Below are 19,475 nucleotides of genomic sequence, written 5' to 3' on the forward strand. Positions count from 1 at the left end.
CCTCACACTCAACGATAAAGTAACTTGAGATGAAATTTAGTGTTGTAATCACGACCTACAACCGCATAAGCTTGTTAAAGCGCTCTCTAGACTCTGCCTTAAACCAGACAATCCCTTGTGAAGTCATTGTTGCTGACGATTGCTCAGCTGACAGCACCCAAGACTATGTAAAAGACTTAATGGCAAAGCTTCACGCTGTAGGGGATTATCGGCTTGTCTACCACCGCAATCAAGAAAACAAAGGTCATTCAGCAACGGTAAATGCTGGTGTTTCTAAAGCTACTGGGGACTGGATTAAATTTTTGGATGATGATGACTATTTGGCATCAAATTGTTTGGAAGAGATGGCGCATGCGATCGCACTCCGAAAAGAAGCTGTCATCTGCTCCTGTGTTGCTGCTCAGGTTGACGAATCAGAAAATGAACTTAGCCGCACGCCTCAAGTAGGACCAGGGCTAGCTTTTTATATTCCCCAAGTCGATATCCATTACGGTATGCTGCTAGAAGCTCTCCCTTTAGGGACTCCGGTTCAAGTAGCTTGTAGCCGTGATGCTTTCTTAAAGAGTGGTGGTTGGGACTCAAAATTTGATGCTAACTGTGATGACATAGATTCTTGGATTCGTATTGCTCAGTTTGGGGATGCTATTTTTCTCAACCAATGTCTTGCCTACCGTACTATCTGGGTTGGTGCTTATAATAAAAACTTTTCTCTAAAACGTCGATTAGAGACAAATATTTTGCTCAAGGAAAAAATTTATGCCTTGGTTACACAAAAGCACCGCTCATCTATCCCAGAGTTTGAAATTATTAAAAATTATCTAAAGCTCCATTGGACATTCGTAGCGCTCAAACAACGAAATATTCACTCGTTCGTGAGTATAGTGGTAGATTCTCATATTTTCTCTTTCAATGCCTGGCGACTTTTATTGAATGCCTTCGTAGCACGGAGAACCCATCGTCAGCATCTCAATATTTCTAAATTTGTCTTAATTGAATCTTAATTTTAAGAAATTAACAAAAGACTCAGGACTCATGCTGAATTCTCAGTTCTGAATTCTGGCTCCTTTTTTAGCGGAAATTTTTCTGACTGTAGTGGTACGAACAGTCAAGGGCAAGTGGATTAGCATAAGTTATTAATAAATGTAAAAAAATCTGGTGTTTGGAACCTGCATAATGTAGGGAAGCCTGCAACTAATTGTCAATGACCACAAATGAGGAAAGCTACCAGTGACATCACCGCTAAAACTTCCACAAACCTGCGACGACTCTCTACTTGCAGAATTTTTTACTGAATCAGCGGGCAAATGGCGCTCTGAGCGTCGATATTACACGCTCCCTGATGGAGAAACAAAGGAAGTGGTTAGTACGATCACTAGCCGATTTTTAAATGTAGGATGTGATGAATTACTTGATCTTGCGCGGATGCATGGGTTACCTGATTCAGTAAGTTTAACTTGTGGAGCACACGTGTTCTGGGAAAGTACAAACTCAGTGACAGGAAAGAAAGAATCTCACGGTTCAACAGTATTTGGAGCTTTGGGAAGTCTACTTTATCGCGATCGCGGTTTTGCCACGTCCAAACCCGTCACCGCCCAATATTACTTACCCAACCCCAAAACCCTGTGCTTACGAACCGAATATAACGGTTCAGTTTTCGAGGAAGAATTAAAGCTAATTGGCAGTAAATATCGTACACGGCAGTCAATCATCTCTCGTGCAGGGGAACAACTGATGATTGGTCAGTATTTAGAAAAGAGGATTGAAAGTCCTTAATTGGAAATATACAGCACATTGTTACTACTGACTCCTGAATTCTGAATTCTGAATTCTGCTGTATTATATTTTGAGTCATTTTTGAAATCCCGTTCCTATCCCCTTCTTGAAAAATAAGCTTCACCGCGCACAGTTAGAACTACTGATCATTATCCTCTTTCTCATAGCAGGTAGCGGTTTAAGATTGCTATGGGCAACTGATATGGAATGGAAGAGTGAAGAAAAATGGATGTTTGAGCAGGCGCGACAGATTGCTAGTGGTGCCATTCCTCTTCCTGTTATCGGAATGCTAAGTGGCGCTGGTGTTCCTAATCCAGGGATGACAGTTTGGTGGTTTGCAATAATTGGGATTTTTGCCCACAATCCAATTTCAATGGTGCGTTGGGTGCAATGCTTAAATATTGCCACACTTTGGCTGTTTTTTGGATTTGCCATGTGGCAAATTCCCCCCCATTATAGGAAACCTTGGCTATGGGGTTTGGCGATCGCCAGCGTCAATCCTCTAGCTGTTGTTTTGTCGAGAAAAATCTGGATACCAGATTTACTAGCTCCTTTTTGTTTCCTAGTATTTCTAGGTCACTGGTTTAGGCAAAAGCTTTGGGGAAGTTTCCTCTGGGGAATAGCAGGTGCTTTTATTGGACAAGTCCACATGGGCGGGTTCTTTTTAGCCTCTGGGCTCTTACTGTGGACTATCTGGCACGATTACAAACAAAAAACTCTCAAAAAAGCAGCATGGGTTGGGTGGATTATAGGTACAGCTTTAGGAAGCATTCCACTTTTGCCTTGGTTTTGGGCAATCCTGCCTCATATGGGACACTATAAGCATTCTATTCTTGCTTTTTTAGTACCCAAATTCTATGTCCAGTGGATGACAACATCTGTAGGAGTCAATCTCAGTAATCCGTTATTGAAAGTTTTCTGGACGCATTTTCTCAAGGAACCTTTAATCTTTGGAATTCCAACCTATTTAATGATTCCAGCCCATATATTTTTGTTCGCAACTGGTTTATACCCAATCTACAGATTTTTCAAGTCCAGAAAAAAAGCTCACACTCAAGTTCGCTCAACAACAGAAGAAGATCCAGCGCTAAATTTTTACCTCAAGGCATTAGCTTTTGGTGTAGGGGGCGTTTTCACACTTTCGGGAGTCAATGTACAGCCCTACTATATTATTGTTGTTTTTCCATTTCTCTATATCTGGCTAGCTTTGATCTATCAGAACCACGTTAAGCTACTAGCCACAATTGCTTTGTTACAGCTTTTTATTACCTTCACGTTCTTAGTATTCATTCACCGCACCGGGGGCTTTCCTGGTCGCGGTTATGGTATCGTCTATAGGCTTCAGGTTCAACAGGTACAGAGTAGGTAGGGATTAAGTTACAGCTTCAAACCCTTAGGGACTTCCAACTAAAAAAATATACTATCGCAGTGAGGGCAGGGGAGATCTTAAACAGTAAACAGTTATCAGTGATCAAGGCGTATGATGGGGTGTTTCGCATTCCGATAAACACATTATTCTTGATTGATAACTGATAACTGATAACTGATAACTGTTAATACTGTCCCCAATCCCCTAATAATGATTCGCTGATTTCCGATGATGCACAGCAGTTATACCTTCGTTATTTAGCACTTTGCCTTGCTCGACTGTTGCATACACTAGCCAATGGTCACCAACTTCCATTCGACTTTTTACTGCGCATTCAAGATATGCTAAAGCATCAGAAAGAATAGCACAGCCATTTTCCGCTGGTTGAGATGCAACACCAGTAAATCGATCTTGTCCTGGGGTAAAGGGCTTGAGGAAGTGTTTCATCAACCCTATATAATTGCCTTCTTTGAGAATATTAAGAACGAATTTGTTTCCAGAGTGTGTGAGTGATTCTACAGCACGGTCTTTGGCAACAGCTATAGTTAAACCAGGAGGACTAAAGCTTGCTTGGGATACCCAAGAAGCTAACATCGCACTAGAAACGTCACCTTGTTTAGCAGTTAAAACACACAGTGAGCCAACAACTCTTCCCACTGCTTGCTCAGTAGTAGTAGCAGGAACGGATTGCAATCTAACTTTTTTAGCTTTCTTCAGTGCTTGAGCAAAGTCTGTTCCTGCCTCTTCACACATTTGCAAGGTTTTATCATCTGGTTTGAACTTGACTCGGATGCTTTCAAAACCAAAACGATACCCTGCGTCTTTTAGTTTACCCTCTATCAAATCTACGGCTTCGCCACTCCAACCAAAAGAACCAAACACAGCAGCAAGTTTGTTATTAGTGGCAGTGGAAAGAACAATACCCAAAGCTACCTGAATGGGTGTTGGTGCATGTCCACCGAGAGTAGGGGAACCAATCAAAAACCCGCCTGCTTTTTCTACCGCCGTGCGAATTTCTTCAGGATCTGCAAATTCACAGTTGATTGATTCGACTGCAACACCAGCTTTAGTTATACCACGAGCGATCGCCTGGGCTAAGGTTGCTGTATTTCCATACGCTGAAGCATAAAGCAGTGCTACTGTGGTATCTAGAGACGTTTGTTGTTGACACCACTGGCGATAACCTTTTGTCAGTTCGATTAAACCATAGCGTACTATAGGTCCGTGTCCAGTAGCATACATTCTGGCAGGAAATTCAGACAGTTTATCCAGCGCCGTTTCTATTTGCCGCGCATGGGGAGCCATTAAACAATCAAAATAATAGCGTCTATCTTCGTTAAATACTTCCCAGCCTTCATCGCCTATCTGATCCCCACAAATGTGCGCTCCAAATAGCTTGTCTGTGTACAGAATTTCTGTTTGTGGATCGTAAGTACAAAGTTCATCTGGATAGCGCGGATTAGGTGTAGGAATGAATTGCAAATTATGACCTTTGCCTAAATCAAGGGTTTCTTCCCCCCGCATCACAAGAATTTGCAAATCTGGATTTTCCAGTGCTCCACGCAAATTTATCGCGCCTGGATTAGAACATACAAAGGTAATTTGGGGCGCAATTTCAAGCAGTGCTTTAAGAGTTGCTGCACGGTTAGGATTGACGTGACCTAGAATTACATAATCAATGCTATTTAAATCAAAGCGTTGCTGCAACGCCTGTAAGTAAATCTCGGTAAACGTTTCTCCTGGAGGATCAAATAAAGCAGTTTTATCAGCTTTAATGACGTAAGAATTAGCAGTTGTACCTTTGCTAAGAGCGTATTCAATTTCAAATCTGAGGCGCGTCCAACTGCGCGATCGCATTACTGTCGTATCTGTCCCTATTGGACATACTTGAACATCACGAGGTTTTGTCGATGGCATAGTTTTTACAAGTGAGAATGGGGCATGGGGCATGGGGCATGGGGCATAGGGCATGGGACATGGGGTATGGCAGGAAAAAAAGGCTTAATCGAGCAGTATTGACTTCCTTCCCAAAGACAGATTTACCGATGATGTAATTCTTCTACTCGATCCAATGCCCCATGCCCATTGCCCATTGCCCCTTGCCCATCTAATAGTGATTTCCAACTTTACGATGGTGGACGGCTGTTAGTGAATCTGGTTTGCTTACTCGTCCTGCATAGACTGTGCTGTAAACAATCCAGTGGTCGCCGCCATCCATCCTGCTAACAACTTCACACTCCATATAGGCGAGGGCATCGGTTAGGATGGGCGCACCATTTTCCGCTGGCTGAGTTCTGACTCCTTCAAAACGATCAGCACCAGGAGCGAAGCGTTTGAGGAAGTGCTTCATTAAGATGTGGTAGTTCCCTTCTTCAAGAACGTTCAGAACGAAGCGATCGCCAACCTGCATCAGTGATTCAATTGCTCTATCTTTGGCAACTGCAATGGATATTCCTATGGGTTGGAAGCTAGCTTGGCTTACCCAAGAGGCAAGCATCGCGCTGGATACATCGCCTCTTCTGGCAGTTATGATGTATAATCCAGCACTAATTCTACCTAATGCTTTGTCAAGATCAGCTCCAAGAGACTTCATCTGTTTAATGCTGCGATCTCTTGTTAACCATTGTCCTAAGTCTGTTCCTGCTTCTTCACACTGCTTGTAAGTTGCTTCGCTTGGAGTTTGTTTAATCTGAATTGCTGGAAATGCTGGTATTAAACCTAAATTCCGGAATTTACTCAGCAGAGTGTAAGTTGGTTCGTCATCGCCACCACCTGACTCAAACAACCCTACAGATTGCTTTTCTTCAACAGATCCTAAAATCGTGCTAATAGCAGACTCGACACTCGCATCCGCTGAAGTTGGAGGCATTCCGATGACAATTCCTGCACACCGGTTGACAAATTCCCGCAATTCCTGTAAATCAATAGAGCTACCTAAATCTACCATTTCTACAGCAACGCCAGTTTTTGTGATCCCATAGGCGATCGCTTGAGCTAAAGGCTTGCTGTAGCCATAATCTGCAATATAAAATACGCCGACAGTCGTTTCTGCCTTCGCTTGTGTTTGGCTCCAAGTACGATAGCGACCGGTTAATTCATCAACGTTGTGGTATAGTAATGGGCCATGACCTGTGGCAATCATTCCAATTTTTTCTAGTTCGCCCATCCGCTTCAAGGCGGATAATACTGACCGCGCATTTGGGGCCATCAGGCATTCATAGTAAAATTGAAAGTCTTCCTCAATAGCTTTTAGGTCTTTGTCAAAGGTGCTATCAGAGCAATAATGTAACCCAAAAGCATCGCATGTGAACAAAATTTGGGTTTTATGGTCATAGGAGAACATGGTATCGGGCCAATGTAGATTTGGTGCAATCACGAATTCCATCTCGTGTCCATTACCCAAATCTAGGCGATCGCCATTCTTCACAATCTGCTTTTTGAATGGCTGGTGCACCATATTCTCCAGAAACTGGATTGCTACTTTGGATGCAACAACGGTGATATCGGGATTTAGTTGTAAAACATCTTTGACTAAACCACTGTGATCCGGCTCGGTATGGCTGATTATTAAATAACTAATCTCTGTTGGATCGATTAGATTCTTGAGGGTATCTAAATATAATTGCCTAAACTTTTCGTGGGAGGTATCAACGAGTGCATTCTTTTCACCGCGTATGATAAATGAGTTGTAAGTAGTACCGTTTTGTAGACCGAACTCTATGTCAAAGCGATCGCGATCCCAGTCGAGAGAGCGAATTGCCGTTGTGTCTTCGGCAATTTCTGCTGTCTGTATGGTCAGCCTTTTCTTGGTCTTTTCAGTTAGCGCTACCATAAACCCCCTCCTTATTAAATGAGTATTTTTTCTCTAATTGTATCTTTACATAACTTTAGATGTAAAGAATTATTAATTTATTTATAGCCAAGTTAAAAAAAACAAAACACTAGATAGTCAAGTAACGCAAGATGTGGTTAGGCTTGATGATTGGTAATTCCCGCCTGCATTGGTCATGGTTTGTTGACAAAGCAATAGTTTGTGCTTGGGATACAGATTATCTTCCAGAAGCAGTTATTGAACAGCTAGCTAAAAGTCAAACCCTAGAGGACTTACCACCAGAAATTTTCCTACCAATCCAACGAGGAAGAGACATAGGTACAGAAAAATTAATCACCACAACTCCTGAGTTCCCACTCCCACTGTACCTAGCCTCTGTAGTTCCTAGTGAAACGCGACTTTGGCAAACTTACCCTAATGTTCAGCTTATAACTCTAGAGCAAGTGCCTCTTGAGGGTATGTATCCTACATTAGGAATTGACCGTGCATTAGCTTTGTGGGGTGCTGGTCAAAATTGGTCTTTTCCTGTACTGGTGATTGATGCTGGGACAGCACTAACTTTCACAGGTGCAGATTCTAAACGTTGTTTGGTTGGAGGAGCAATTCTTCCAGGATTCGGTTTACAGTTTGCGACTCTTGGGGGAAGAACAGGACAGTTACCAAATGTTACCCTACCTCAGCAACTTCCTAAGCGATATGCCTTAAATACTCAAGAAGCGATACACAGTGGAGTCATCTACACGATAGTAGCTGGAGTTAAAGATTTCATTCAGGCTTGGTGGGAGTTGTTTGCTGAAGGTAATGTTGTCGTGACTGGTGGCGATCGTATTTTCCTACTAAATTATCTCCAATATGAAGCTCCTGATATTGCTGAACGTTTGAAAATAGAAGCAAATTTAGTATTTTTAGGAATGCGACAATTGTCTCCGTTCCCAAAGTAGTAGACATAATTTAAGCCGATAGGCTTGTGACAACGATTAGCTATCGCCTTTATATTTGAGATGGGTTTATTAACTCATCAGGAGTGTCTTATAGATGTTTATTTCCAAAAGCTGGCAGTATAAAACTCTCGTATTAATAACATTAGCAACAATCTCAACTGTAAATCTAGAAATTCTCCGTTCTCATCCTGTTGTAGCAGCAACCAAGCTAGATGCTATCGGGCAAAAAGTTGCTCAGTCTGATCGCCTTGTACTTAGAGATGGAAGCAGAATTCCAGTCAGATACAACAAAGCAGAGAAAGTACTTCTTACTCCTGACGAAAGACAATCTTTGACTTTGACTGTAGCAGAAAACATTCGTACAAGCTCAGGTCAAATTGCTATTCCCGCTAATAGCAAGATTGAGGGTGAACTGGAACCAGTGTCAGGTGGTACTCAGTTTGTAGCGCGAACACTTATACTTCGTAATAATGATCAGCGTTTATCCATTGATGCTACCTCTAAAGTTGTAGATAGAAGACGAACAATCAGTAGCAAAAACGATTCCGACATCGCTAAAGGCGCTGTAGTCGGTGCTGGAGCAGCAGCTTTGTTGGGGGGAATATTTGGCGGACGAATAAGAATTGGAGAAATTTTGGGTGGTGGAGCCGTAGGTGCGCTAGGAGGAACACTATTGAGAGGTACTAAACGTAGAGAAGTAGTGCTTATCTACCCCAATAGAGATTTGCAGTTAACTTTAAACTCTAGCTTGGCGATTAACCGTTATTAGCCATTAAATTATGTGTGGCAGTTGTGGTGTAAGAGTTTTATAAACTCCATGTAATTTCAAGGATTACAGTACATACACTGTGCTGGATCAGCATACTCTTTGCCATCTGGAAATAATTTTTCTTGAGTAAAAGTGCATTTTTTGCACTGGTACTTTACGGCATGAATTAAAAGAGTTGGGGTATAACAACCTGCACATGGTAATCCTGGAATTCTGTGAGTTATTTCAAAACCAGGAGTTGAACAATTTGGGCAAAAGCTGTTAATTTTAGATAACAAATTACGAGTAGCTTTTTCTATATTTTTCATCCTTGTAGGGTTATACATTGCCCGCATATCTGTTTCTATGTGGGCTTTTTTATCTGGTGAATTTGCCAGGAAAAAATTTACAGCTTCTACAAGTTGTTGTTCTGTAACAATACCTTTGACTATTTCACTATTATCTTTCGGTGATGGGGAAAAAGAGACAATCAAAGCATGTTCAGGAAACCCTACCTTTCTAGCAAAATCAAAAGCTTCTTCAACACTTTGAACAAGCTGATGATTATAATTAGTATCTATGGAAAATTCCTCCCCAATAATTTCTAAATCATTCTTTTTGTCTAGCAAAACAACAATTTCTTTATTGCTAGAAATATAAGGTAAACTAGGATGAGGAAAAAAGCTACCCTCACTGGCAATTGCCAAAGATTCACCTGTAATAGCAAGCGCTTTTTCTGCTTTCAATCTAGCCGCTTCAACTTGCGTTCCAGGACGATCAACTTCTCTAGTAAATGTACCAAAAACATCAGTATTAAAATCTGGCGGTACTACAACATTAAGCTCTAATTCTTTCTTCAAAAGAGGTGCAATGATCTTCTCTTTTTGATGCATAGTAGCCAGTATTCCTACTCGATTACTAAACATTTGCTGATTTTTCATGACGAAAGTGAGGGCACAAGGGTTAGAAGGAGCAGAGGTTAAAAAATATAAAGAGTCTAGTACCGCAAGGCGGAATTCAAAATTCTGTTAGGAATACAGTGTAGGCTTTTCAGAGATTTTGAATGGTATGCTTATTTACGCCGCGCTGTACTAGGGTTGTAAATATTCAGATTCTAGATGTGGGGTTTGCTGAACTTTGATAAAATCCCGAATGTCATCAGCTACCAACTCGGCGCAAGACTCGGAGAGATCACTTCCTGCATGGGGAATCATTTTCAACGAAGCTGTAGGAATTTTTTTAGCATACGCTTGACTTAAGGCTAAAGCTTCTGGTGCATCTTTACCGCCTTGCACAATCAAAACAGGGAATATAATTAAGTATAATTGCTTGTCAAGTAATTCTGCTTCAATTTCTGGTTGCTGGCGTTGAAATAATAGCTGGCAGCCTGTAGGATGTTGTAGTATTAACTGGCGAAATTGCCAATTTTGTTCAATTTGGCGATCGCAACCGAATACTTTAGTCAATGGGCGAAGGCGTCGCAAAAATTGAAACAAGACTGTTGGAAGGTTGACTAGAAGCCTCATTGTTTGCCAACGCTTTTTTTGTCCTTCTATTGGTACGCCTTCTGGTGCTAGCAGTACCAAACCGTAAACTTTTTCTGGGTACTTCAAAGCATAGCTAGTAGCAATCCAGGCTCCGAGGGAATGTCCTACCAAATATACCTTTTCTAGCTTCAAAGCCTGTAAGAACTCAGCTAAGCACTCAACTTGTAAATCAATTGAGTAATGAATGTTAGGATAATCTGACTCACCAAACCCAAACAAATCGGGCGCAAAGCAATGGATGTCGTGTGAAAGAAACTCCATTACCGATACCCATTGACTACTGTCACTCCAAGCACCATGTAAAAAAATTACTGGTGTTCCTTTACCAACCTCGCGCCAGAATAAGAGTCCTTGAGATAGCTTTCTCCGGGAGTTGCGTAATACTGCTTCCATTTTTTAAGAGCTTGAATAGCAAATTCTTAGGAGATTCTAGCCTTTATCAAATTAACGAACAAAGTCGAAAACCACCTAAGTCAAATTAGAAATCAAGATTAACTGTTCTTCAGAAAGCCAGCCACTGGGTAGGGTGTAGGGGAGCCAGTTCTGCAGCCGGGTTTACCGGCGTAGGAATCTGGCGTTGTAGGGTGTGGGGTGTAGGACAAAAATGGATTTATAGGGTTGGGTGTAGGGAAGCCAAATTCGGATTTCGCCTACAACGCCAGGTGCTATAAGTCGGCAGAGCCGCCCAACGCACTGGCTCCCCTACCCCCTATACCCCACTCCCTGTGATTATCATCTCAAGCCAGGGTTGTCAAGCCTTTAAAGTAGTCTTGCAACTGCTGATTATGGTCATGGGACATTTGTTCTGGCGGTAAACTGTTTAGAGGAAAAGCCTGAATTTCCATAACTTCTAAAGAATCCTGAATCTCCATTGTTCCCTGTACCTGAGCTTCAACCACAATACAAATCGAATGGATTCTAGGATCTCGATCTGGTGCTGAGTAAACACCAACCAAGCGCCGAATATTCACCAACTCTAAACCAGTTTCTTCCATCAACTCACGCCGAACAGTACTTTCGACATTTTCACCCCAATCGACCATACCTCCTGGTAATGCCCAACAGCCATTGTCACGTCGTCGGATCAGCACAATACGACCATCAGGTAAAATTGGGATGATACTAGTGCCAGGTACGGGATGACGGAAAATTATGCCTAGCACGGTTTGTCCAAAGCGCCATAGGCTACGTGTGGACTGGACAGTAGCAGTTAAAAAAGCAAGGACGTTCAATCTTTCAATTTCTGTCTTATACTGCATAATTCCCCTATCACTTACACCTGCATAAACACTGACCTAGAAGTCTTGTATTATACAGTAATGCTTGTGCTTTGGGTTTTGACTCTATGGATTGCCGTAGGTCAAATCAATATTACCATTTATGAATGAGAACGGCCCAAACTCAGAGTTCTCCATAAATTACTCTCAATAGGTCTTGACAACTAAACTTTATGAGCACTAAACTATAGTGCTGTTTTAAATATGGCAGTCGCTTAAATAAGCTAAAACTGCATCAATAATATTTCAGTAGCTAGATGTTACTTACGTGATGCCTAGGGACAGCTACATCGTTGTTTATTAATGAGGTGAACATGGCTAAGCGCCGCAACCCAAAAAAAGAAAAGGCGCTACGGAACCAGGCGTATGCCCGGAAGTTTCGTAAACGGACTACAACAGGACGCATGAATAGACGGTTCCAACAAAGACCGCCGAAGAGTGAAGAAGATGAAGGCGCAGCAGCCGTTGATAACGAATAAGTTGCTTGCTCAAAAGCTTGAATAATTCCCCGGCTAACAAGCGCGGGGATTTTTTCGTTATAAGAGGGAGCAGCCTCTCCGGGGAAGTCAAAAGTCAAAAGTCAAAATTTAAGGAGCAGGGGAGCAGGGGAGCAGGGGAGAAAAAGCAAATGGTTAAGAAGCAGAAATTTCCTTACCTAGTTGGTTCTAAATGGACAGCACAGCAAAAGGTAGATGGTTGGCGACATTTCGAGGTTGTTAACCGCAAAAATCAAGGTAAGTGGGTGTATGCCGAAATGGTAGCGTCCTGTGATCCCAATGTTCGCTTTTGGATTAACGCGAAATTATTACAAGACAGATCCTACTGGCATCCTGGTTGGCAAACTTTGAACGAAATACAAGAAGTGTAATAATTTTTTACATCAAAAGTAGTAATCACTTTATTTGGAATGCGAGCAGCAAATACTAACTCTTATAAGTTCCAAACTTAGATAAGTATTTATACTATACTCATGTCGACACAATTTCCCTCATAAGCCTGAAATTCTATTAGAGTCACGTTCGGGATATGAGAATCCTATTTTAGGCGGATCATATTCTTCGACTAGATAATTAGACCTTTTACCTTGCGGAATTAGTCTAGCTTGTCTATGAAACCCATAGATAAAAGGCTATACATTATTTTTGTCTTTTGTAACTATTTTTATTTTTTTAATATATAAATTTTAGAATAATTGATATTTGATTCTTTTTAAGAAATTAAGTTAAAATTTTTTCTATAAATATCAATTTATTTTGATATTTAACCATTTATTGATGTAATTCAATAGGAAACCTGCTTTATTTTCCCTGTGATTTAGACAATAATGGCAGTCGAAGAGGTAACACATCGCCTATAAGGCAGTGCTGAAGTGGTTAAGCCACAAGTTTGACAAAAAACGATAAGAGGTAAACAACAGTGAAACTAGCAGTTTACGGAAAAGGTGGTATTGGGAAATCCACAACCAGCTGTAACATCTCCGTCGCCTTGGCTAAGCGCGGTAAGAAGGTGCTGCAAATTGGCTGCGATCCCAAACACGACAGCACCTTCACTCTTACAGGATTCTTAATTCCTACTATTATTGACACTTTGCAAGAAAAAGATTACCACTACGAAGATGTTTGGCCAGAAGATGTGATCTATAAAGGCTACGGCGGAGTGGATTGTGTTGAGGCTGGTGGTCCACCTGCGGGTGCTGGATGTGGCGGATATGTGGTGGGGGAAACAGTGAAATTACTGAAAGAACTCAACGCCTTTGATGAATATGATGTGATTTTATTTGACGTTCTAGGTGACGTGGTGTGCGGTGGTTTTGCAGCACCTCTAAATTATGCTGACTACTGCCTAATTGTGACTGATAACGGCTTTGATGCTTTGTTTGCTGCTAATCGTATTGCTGCTTCGGTACGGGAGAAAGCCAGAACTCATCCACTGCGTCTTGCAGGGCTAATTGGTAATCGCACCTCCAAGCGCGACTTAATTGAAAAATATGTCGAAGCTGTACCAATGCCAGTTCTGGAAGTGTTGCCGTTAATTGAAGATATTCGGGTATCTCGTGTGAAGGGTAAAACTTTGTTTGAAATGGCAGAAAAAGATCCTTCTCTAAACTACGTTTGCGATTATTATCTAAACATTGCTGACCAAATTCTAGCCCGTCCGGAAGGTGTAGTACCTAACGACTCTCCAGACCGTGAATTATTCTCTTTGTTATCCGATTTCTATTTAAATCCGAATAAACCACAGGTTACAAATGCAGAAGAGGAATTAGACTTGATGATTGTATAATATCGTCCGTTTATCAGGATGGGGGGAAAAATGGCTTTCTTTCAAAGTTTTACAAACTCCTTAAGGCAAAAGTGGTTACAGTTTTTCCAGATAAATCGTGACTGGATCAAGGTTCATATGCAGGTGGAATCAGTTTACACACCTGATGGTGGCAAGCGTCCATCTTCTTACCTCATCCTGGGAGTTGTAAATGCGCTAGAACCTAAGCTAGCACAGTTGATGCTACCATTTTCCAAACTAAATCCTGATGCCGATACCTTAATTGAGGTACTGGAATTACATTTTGATCCAGATTTAGCTCTTGGTAATCGCTTCCTTCCCAAAACAAATGTAGATGAATACGGGCAACAGTCAGCAGTTGTCATCGATGAAAAGCCTCAAGATGAAACATTAACTGTTTCCCACATAAATGGCTATAACAACGAGTCTATCCCTCCGAACAGTCTTGTAGATGAGATCGGAGCAATGTCTTTTGAGGGTGAAACTCAAGTAACTGGGTTACAGCAAACACAGAACAACGAGAATTTAAACGCAGTGGATGAGTTTGGCGATATTTCCTTCGTCAATGAATTCCAGGAAGTTGATGACAAAGTTTCTACACAAACAGCATCCAATCACAATGGGTTTAATGACCCTTTAGATGTCTGGGGTAAGGAAGCATTACCTCACAATGGTAAAACAGAAGGGGAAGAAGAATTACCATCAGGGGCTTTTGATGATTCGGAAATTGCCCGTCTCTTCCCCAACACATAATTAGTAATTTTAGATTTTGGGTTTAGTTGTTAGTGGTTAGTGGTTAATCGTTAACTACTAACAAATCCAAAATCGTTAAGAATTAAGGGGAGAAAATAGCAAAATGACTGCTGTCCAGCCAGAAGCTTTAACTTTTGAGTGTGAAACCGGTAACTACCACACATTTTGCCCAATTAGCTGTGTGGCTTGGCTTTACCAAAAAATTGAAGATAGCTTTTTTTTGGTGATTGGCACAAAGACTTGTGGCTACTTTTTACAGAATGCAATGGGGGTCATGATTTTTGCTGAACCCCGTTATGCAATGGCAGAGTTGGAAGAGGGAGATATTTCCGCGCAGCTGAATGATTATCAAGAGTTAAAACGGCTGTGTGAGCAAATTAAGCGCGATCGCAACCCTAGCGTAATCGTATGGATTGGTACCTGTACCACCGAAATCATCAAAATGGATTTGGAAGGTTTAGCACCTAAGCTAGAAGCTGAAATTGGTATCCCCATTGTTGTAGCTCGTGCTAATGGTCTAGATTACGCCTTTACACAAGGAGAAGACACTGTGTTAGCTGCTATGGCTTCACGTTGTCCTGATAAAGCTCCTGTGGTGGAAGCAGAGAAAAACGAGCGCAATGCTATCCAAAAGCTGCTCCATTTTGGTAAGAAGAAAGAAGAAGTCGTCCAAGAAGAATCTGAGTACGTCGATCACCCGCCTCTGGTTTTATTTGGTTCTCTCCCCGATCCCGTCGTCACTCAGTTGACTCTAGAACTTAAAAAGCAAGGTATTAAAGTTTCTGGTTGGTTACCCGCTAAGCGCTTTACGGAACTACCCACCCTTGAAGAAGGGTATTATGTGTCTGGCGTTAACCCCTTCCTCAGCCGCACCGCCACCACTTTAATGCGTCGTCGTAAATGCAAACTCATCGGCGCGCCCTTCCCAATTGGTCCTGATGGTACCCGTGCTTGGATTGAAAAAATCTGTTCTGTGTTAAATATTAACCCGCAAGGTTTGGCAGAGCGAGAAGCCCAAATTTGGGAAAGCCTAGAAGACTACGTGAAACTAATTCGTGGTAAGTCTGTGTTCTTCATGGGTGATAACTTGCTGGAAATCTCTCTAGCCCGCTTCCTAGTGCGCTGCGGTATGACTGTTCCAGAAATCGGTATACCTTACATGGATAAGCGCTACCAAGCTGCTGAATTGGCATTGCTAGAAACAACGTGCCAAGAAATGGGTGTGCCTTTGCCTAAGATCGTTGAGAAGCCAGATAACTATAACCAGGTGCAACGGATTTATGAACTGAATCCTGATTTAGTTATTACTGGTATGGCTCATGCCAACCCTCTAGAAGCACGGGGTATTAATACTAAGTGGTCTGTGGAATTCACTTTTGCTCAGATTCACGGTTTTACAAATGCCCGCGATATTCTAGAGTTGGTGACTCGTCCACTACGTCGAAACAACAGCTTGAAAGATTTGGGCTGGGATAAGTTGGTTAAGGAAGAAGCCAAGATTTAATCCCAATTCTCTGAAATAGAGAACCAAATTCAAGGTGCGTTAGGCTTCGCCTAACGCACCCTAGCATTTATTTACATTTCTTTATATAAATTGAATTCTTGTAGCCAACTTACAGGAAATGCAGGTAATCAGCATCAATAATCGTTTTTTTATCTATTACTGCTAATAAAACAAACAACTCTGGCGAAACTTCTTGAATTAGATTGAGTTCTGTTACAGCAGTTTCTAGCGTTTTACCATGGAGTATTTGATAGCCAACCCTGATTAAATCTCGCCAAGTAATACCACTTTCTACATAAGCTTTTGCTATCGTAATAAGTAAGTCTTGGTATCGATTACCCTCAGCTTGGGTCATCATAGTATGGGGTATGTCAAAAAATTTATCAAAGCTGTAATACCAAGAATTAGGTTGCTGTTTAATTAGATATAAAAAGAAAGATTTTAACTCACTTCTATTAATAACTTCATCGCTCTCACTGGTAACTATAAACATTGGTATTCCGGAATTACTATTTTTTACCTTTGAAAGAGTTCCCTGGCCCATGTCTAAGAACAAGCGCAAAGCGGGCATAAGAAACCCATCGTATCCATGATTGCCAGAATTATCTTTATTTGGCCATTCGTAATAAATTGGCAGAACTTGCACTAAAAAATCTACTATTATATTGTTTCCACCTAGGTAGGGAGAAAATAACAGTGCCTTTTCAATTTGTTGGCCACATTCAAGTGCTAACCAGGAAGCTAAAGTTCCTCCACTTGATAATCCACCAACTATCACCTGCTCTCCTAAATTTTGTGCAACTTTCAACCAAGAAATAGCGAACTCCTGATATATCTGAGCTTCAGTGGGTAAAGGAGGCGGGTTGTCGCTATTCCAGTTTCCTGCCATACCATGACCAGGCTGTAAGGGTATTAGGACATTATAACCAGCTTCAAAAAAGGCTTTTCCTAGAGGTTCAAATTGATAAGGACCGGCAGTAAAGCCATGAAAGAAAAGACAAACTTTTGTAGTAGGCTGAGGATGGAAAAAGAATTTTGATCTGCAGGCTTCATTTCGTATTGGCAAGGCATTTTCAAGAGTATCAGCTTGATGTAAGATTTCTGATATGGTGTTAGAATAATTAGACATATTACTCAATTGTAAATTTGTCCAACATTAAAGAATAATAAGCAAAAAATCTTATCTACTTTTGGACAGAAAATTATAAAAAATCTCGAAATACCTGATTATTTGCGGCTGTAATAATTACGTAATAATAAAAAATAGTTTATTTTTAGAGCGACGATCTTACCTAGCTAAATTCATTACTAAATCTATTACACAAACGAGACATGAGCGCAAAGTAGACGCGCGATGCACAGCTATGCCCCTAGGGCTTTACGCAGCAAGTATTGCAGAGCAGAGTGTTCCAATCCTTATTAGGATGTGTAAACTTACTCGTTAACAAAGGGGGGTTGAAATTTTTCGTATAATGGAATTATCCAAAATTCTTTATGAAAAAAAAATATTTTTTTCTAGATGTACATTAACCCAGTCCGTTAAAAAGCGATTTATACGCCTTCTCGGATAAGAGCTATGGGGCTCACTCTCAGCCCTATGTCCTCCCCCGACAGGGCTTGATCAATGAAAAAATCGAGAAGTTTTTCTAGCGAGTAAGTCGAGTTGTTCGTGAAATAGCTATACTCCAAGTGATACCCTCAATATACTGGGTTTCCAAACGTATCAAGAGGTTTTTATGACATCTTATGCAACCTCCTCTGCTAAAGCTGAAATGAGTGAACTACGACGTTTAAAAGGTTTACTACCGCCAGAATTGCAGAGTTGGGTTACAGTTGAAGGCACAACTGAGGTTAATCCACCCCTGATCCGTTGCGAAGAGATTGGTAAAGACCAAGTAGAAATTCAAATTGACTTGGTGAAATGGGATATGCTCGCAATGGATCAGCGTAACCTGCTGTTCTGGCATGAAGTCGCCCGCATTCAAAATGACACTGTTCCCAAAGATGGTTGGGAAATGGCTGCCCTAGCTATTGGGTTAGGTGGCGCTGTTGGTGAATTGTGGGTGCAGGATGGATTGCTGTTATTGCTGGCTCTGGCTCTGTGCGGGGTATCAGGCTGGCGACTGTATCAAAAAAATAGTGGCGAAAAGCAAATCAAAGTATTGACTGAGGCGGATGAAAAAGCGATCGCATTAGCAACTCGCTTTGGCTACACTCTTGCTAACGCTTACAAGAGTCTTGGCAGTGCCTTAAAAACGTTGATTGACACCACTCCTAGCAAGCGCCAGCGATCTAAATACGAAGCACGGCTTTCTGCTCTCAAACGTAGTGCTAATAAAGCAAAAGCAAAATCTAGGACTATAGATGAGGGCGAAATTTAGAAGTTGGTTAGGGGTGAGTGGTTAGTTATCTAACCCCTAACCCCCAATCCCCAACCTCTACAGTTGATTCAACATTTTATGCGTTTGGGGCACTACACGTACTTGCTTGATATACTTCTTCATCAAAGCTTGCCAATTTAAAACTTGATGAGGAGACGGTGCCAGAACAGGTATTTCCGTAAAAGCAAAAGGTTTCTCCAAAGGTGTAACAGGTTGTAAAAATACTGGAATGGTAGGACTGACATCCGCTACTAACAAAGCCGAGCGTTCTAACTCAGTCGAATCTGTCGTTTGAGAGATAATGATCTTAACAAAAATCTCTACATGGGAGTCATAGCAAAGTTGGAGAAACTTTGCATGTTCTTGCCAACGGCTTTCTCCACTAGTGCTGGGCAGTTTAAAATCCATACCTACCGAGTCGAGGTAGGGCAGGATCATTGCTAGCTGTTCTGGACGGTGTCCACCAGTTTCTAAGTAGATAGGTAGACCAGTCGCTCCAACCTGTGGTAGAAATTCCAGTAAGAACTGGGTATGAAGAAGTGGTTCGCCCCCAGTAAGGCTTATACTATCGTGTAGACCTGATAAATTTTGGCGCTCAACCCATTCTAATAACATAGGGAGTGAGACTGGATTTGGGTGAATTTCAAAATCACGCAATCCAGGCGAGCGTTCTATCCTACAATTATGAGGTATATCCCAAGTATGGGAACTGTCACAAAAATGACAGCGTAAATCACACATGGCAAACCGAATAAATATTTGGCGTGTTCCCACGTTCAGTCCTTCACCTTGAATAGCAGAAAAGACTTCTATCAGGCGTGCATTGGGAGTTATAGCAGTTTTATTGGTCATTTGATGATAAATGAAACTTGGCTAACGTAAACGAGTTCCCTCGCCACGTTGGCACATTAGCAACGATAAATTTATTTGGGTTTATTGTTCTATTGTGAATCTTCGCTGTTGATCCCCAATTTCTACCCAAGCAACTTATGGTTATCCCGCATTCTATCGATTAAAGATTCGGTTAAGTTATTCCCAAGGACAAAGCAATGTCTGGCAGATAATGT

At 41.4% G+C, this 19,475-nt stretch carries 17 protein-coding genes; 10 read left to right on the forward strand and 7 right to left on the reverse strand.

What is annotated here, in order from left to right:
• The first annotated feature begins 29 nt into the window (after positions 1-29).
• The 3 genes from G4P69_RS21115 to G4P69_RS21125 all read left to right on the forward strand — a co-directional run bounded on the left by G4P69_RS21115 (position 30) and on the right by G4P69_RS21125 (position 3,142).
• Positions 30-1,001, forward strand: coding sequence for a glycosyltransferase family 2 protein (locus G4P69_RS21115; protein WP_208338866.1), 972 nt, complete (start codon positions 30-32; stop codon positions 999-1,001).
• Positions 1,002-1,227: 226 nt separating this feature from the next.
• Positions 1,228-1,773, forward strand: coding sequence for a phycobiliprotein lyase (locus tag G4P69_RS21120; RefSeq protein ID WP_208338867.1), 546 nt, complete (start codon positions 1,228-1,230; stop codon positions 1,771-1,773).
• 106 nt (positions 1,774-1,879) lie between these two features.
• Positions 1,880-3,142 carry a hypothetical protein gene (locus tag G4P69_RS21125; protein ID WP_208338868.1) on the forward strand — a complete coding sequence of 421 codons (1,263 nt, stop codon included), beginning with the start codon at positions 1,880-1,882 and terminating at the stop codon, positions 3,140-3,142.
• Positions 3,143-3,346: 204 nt separating this feature from the next.
• Here G4P69_RS21125 and G4P69_RS21130 read toward each other — a convergent pair whose 3' ends face one another.
• The gene (locus G4P69_RS21130; protein WP_208338869.1) at positions 3,347-5,059 is read right to left on the reverse strand and encodes a diflavin flavoprotein; all 1,713 of its coding nucleotides are present in this window, start codon (positions 5,057-5,059) and stop codon (positions 3,347-3,349) included.
• Between the two features lie 190 nt (positions 5,060-5,249).
• Positions 5,250-6,974 (reverse strand): diflavin flavoprotein, encoded by a 1,725-nt coding sequence (locus tag G4P69_RS21135; RefSeq protein WP_208338870.1) that lies wholly within the window; start codon positions 6,972-6,974, stop codon positions 5,250-5,252.
• Positions 6,975-7,105: 131 nt separating this feature from the next.
• On the opposite strand from G4P69_RS21135, the gene G4P69_RS21140 reads away from it, so the two are divergent.
• Positions 7,106-7,915 (forward strand): pantothenate kinase, encoded by an 810-nt coding sequence (locus G4P69_RS21140; protein WP_208338871.1) that lies wholly within the window; start codon positions 7,106-7,108, stop codon positions 7,913-7,915.
• Positions 7,916-8,009: 94 nt separating this feature from the next.
• Positions 8,010-8,684, forward strand: coding sequence for a hypothetical protein (locus G4P69_RS21145; protein WP_208338872.1), 675 nt, complete (start codon positions 8,010-8,012; stop codon positions 8,682-8,684).
• A 56-nt stretch (positions 8,685-8,740) separates the two neighbouring features.
• Here the strand turns inward: G4P69_RS21145 and G4P69_RS21150 are convergent, their stop codons facing one another.
• The 3 genes from G4P69_RS21150 to G4P69_RS21160 all read right to left on the reverse strand — a co-directional run bounded on the left by G4P69_RS21150 (position 8,741) and on the right by G4P69_RS21160 (position 11,442).
• On the reverse strand, positions 8,741-9,604 hold the full coding sequence (locus G4P69_RS21150; RefSeq protein WP_208338873.1) for a DUF6671 family protein: 864 nt from the start codon (positions 9,602-9,604) through the stop codon (positions 8,741-8,743).
• Positions 9,605-9,754: 150 nt separating this feature from the next.
• Positions 9,755-10,603 carry an alpha/beta fold hydrolase gene (locus G4P69_RS21155; protein ID WP_208338874.1) on the reverse strand — a complete coding sequence of 283 codons (849 nt, stop codon included), beginning with the start codon at positions 10,601-10,603 and terminating at the stop codon, positions 9,755-9,757.
• 344 nt (positions 10,604-10,947) lie between these two features.
• Positions 10,948-11,442 carry an NUDIX domain-containing protein gene (locus tag G4P69_RS21160; protein ID WP_208338930.1) on the reverse strand — a complete coding sequence of 165 codons (495 nt, stop codon included), beginning with the start codon at positions 11,440-11,442 and terminating at the stop codon, positions 10,948-10,950.
• 673 nt (positions 11,443-12,115) lie between these two features.
• Here G4P69_RS21160 and G4P69_RS21165 point away from each other — a divergent pair.
• The 4 genes from G4P69_RS21165 (at position 12,116) to G4P69_RS21180 (ending at position 16,027) form a co-directional block, all read left to right on the forward strand.
• Positions 12,116-12,355 carry a TIGR02450 family Trp-rich protein gene (locus G4P69_RS21165; RefSeq protein ID WP_208338875.1) on the forward strand — a complete coding sequence of 80 codons (240 nt, stop codon included), beginning with the start codon at positions 12,116-12,118 and terminating at the stop codon, positions 12,353-12,355.
• Positions 12,356-12,903: 548 nt separating this feature from the next.
• Complete coding sequence (bchL, locus tag G4P69_RS21170) at positions 12,904-13,770, forward strand: ferredoxin:protochlorophyllide reductase (ATP-dependent) iron-sulfur ATP-binding protein (RefSeq protein WP_208338876.1); 867 nt, start codon at positions 12,904-12,906, stop codon at positions 13,768-13,770.
• A 30-nt stretch (positions 13,771-13,800) separates the two neighbouring features.
• A complete protein-coding gene (locus G4P69_RS21175; RefSeq protein ID WP_208338877.1) occupies positions 13,801-14,523 on the forward strand; it encodes a DUF5331 domain-containing protein in 723 nt (240 codons plus the stop codon).
• A 103-nt stretch (positions 14,524-14,626) separates the two neighbouring features.
• The gene (locus G4P69_RS21180) at positions 14,627-16,027 is read left to right on the forward strand and encodes a ferredoxin:protochlorophyllide reductase (ATP-dependent) subunit N (protein ID WP_208338878.1); all 1,401 of its coding nucleotides are present in this window, start codon (positions 14,627-14,629) and stop codon (positions 16,025-16,027) included.
• A 109-nt stretch (positions 16,028-16,136) separates the two neighbouring features.
• On the opposite strand, the gene G4P69_RS21185 is transcribed toward G4P69_RS21180, so the two are convergent.
• Positions 16,137-17,156 (reverse strand): alpha/beta hydrolase, encoded by a 1,020-nt coding sequence (locus G4P69_RS21185; RefSeq protein ID WP_208338879.1) that lies wholly within the window; start codon positions 17,154-17,156, stop codon positions 16,137-16,139.
• A gap of 607 nt (positions 17,157-17,763) precedes the next feature.
• On the opposite strand from G4P69_RS21185, the gene G4P69_RS21190 reads away from it, so the two are divergent.
• Positions 17,764-18,408, forward strand: a complete 645-nt coding sequence (locus tag G4P69_RS21190; protein WP_208338880.1) for a DUF3318 domain-containing protein — start codon at positions 17,764-17,766, stop codon at positions 18,406-18,408.
• Between the two features lie 57 nt (positions 18,409-18,465).
• Here G4P69_RS21190 and G4P69_RS21195 read toward each other — a convergent pair whose 3' ends face one another.
• Positions 18,466-19,260, reverse strand: a complete 795-nt coding sequence (locus G4P69_RS21195) for a 7-carboxy-7-deazaguanine synthase QueE (RefSeq protein ID WP_208338881.1) — start codon at positions 19,258-19,260, stop codon at positions 18,466-18,468.
• Positions 19,261-19,475 lie beyond the last annotated feature (215 nt).

Source organism: Aetokthonos hydrillicola CCALA 1050 (genome assembly GCF_017591665.1).
GTDB classification, from domain to species: domain Bacteria; phylum Cyanobacteriota; class Cyanobacteriia; order Cyanobacteriales; family Nostocaceae; genus Aetokthonos; species Aetokthonos hydrillicola.

What these genes read in the sequence shown, in the direction of transcription:
- G4P69_RS21115 (WP_208338866.1), top strand. Translation starts at nt 30, where the DNA reads ATGAAATTTAGTGTTGTAATCACGACCTACAACCGCATAAGCTTGTTA.
- G4P69_RS21130 (WP_208338869.1), bottom strand. Translation starts at nt 5,059, where the DNA reads ATGCCATCGACAAAACCTCGTGATGTTCAAGTATGTCCAATAGGGACA.
- G4P69_RS21135 (WP_208338870.1), bottom strand. Translation starts at nt 6,974, where the DNA reads ATGGTAGCGCTAACTGAAAAGACCAAGAAAAGGCTGACCATACAGACA.
- G4P69_RS21140 (WP_208338871.1), top strand. Translation starts at nt 7,106, where the DNA reads ATGTGGTTAGGCTTGATGATTGGTAATTCCCGCCTGCATTGGTCATGG.
- G4P69_RS21145 (WP_208338872.1), top strand. Translation starts at nt 8,010, where the DNA reads ATGTTTATTTCCAAAAGCTGGCAGTATAAAACTCTCGTATTAATAACA.
- G4P69_RS21150 (WP_208338873.1), bottom strand. Translation starts at nt 9,604, where the DNA reads ATGAAAAATCAGCAAATGTTTAGTAATCGAGTAGGAATACTGGCTACT.
- G4P69_RS21155 (WP_208338874.1), bottom strand. Translation starts at nt 10,603, where the DNA reads ATGGAAGCAGTATTACGCAACTCCCGGAGAAAGCTATCTCAAGGACTC.
- G4P69_RS21165 (WP_208338875.1), top strand. Translation starts at nt 12,116, where the DNA reads ATGGTTAAGAAGCAGAAATTTCCTTACCTAGTTGGTTCTAAATGGACA.
- G4P69_RS21175 (WP_208338877.1), top strand. Translation starts at nt 13,801, where the DNA reads ATGGCTTTCTTTCAAAGTTTTACAAACTCCTTAAGGCAAAAGTGGTTA.
- G4P69_RS21180 (WP_208338878.1), top strand. Translation starts at nt 14,627, where the DNA reads ATGACTGCTGTCCAGCCAGAAGCTTTAACTTTTGAGTGTGAAACCGGT.
- G4P69_RS21185 (WP_208338879.1), bottom strand. Translation starts at nt 17,156, where the DNA reads ATGTCTAATTATTCTAACACCATATCAGAAATCTTACATCAAGCTGAT.
- G4P69_RS21190 (WP_208338880.1), top strand. Translation starts at nt 17,764, where the DNA reads ATGACATCTTATGCAACCTCCTCTGCTAAAGCTGAAATGAGTGAACTA.
- G4P69_RS21195 (WP_208338881.1), bottom strand. Translation starts at nt 19,260, where the DNA reads ATGACCAATAAAACTGCTATAACTCCCAATGCACGCCTGATAGAAGTC.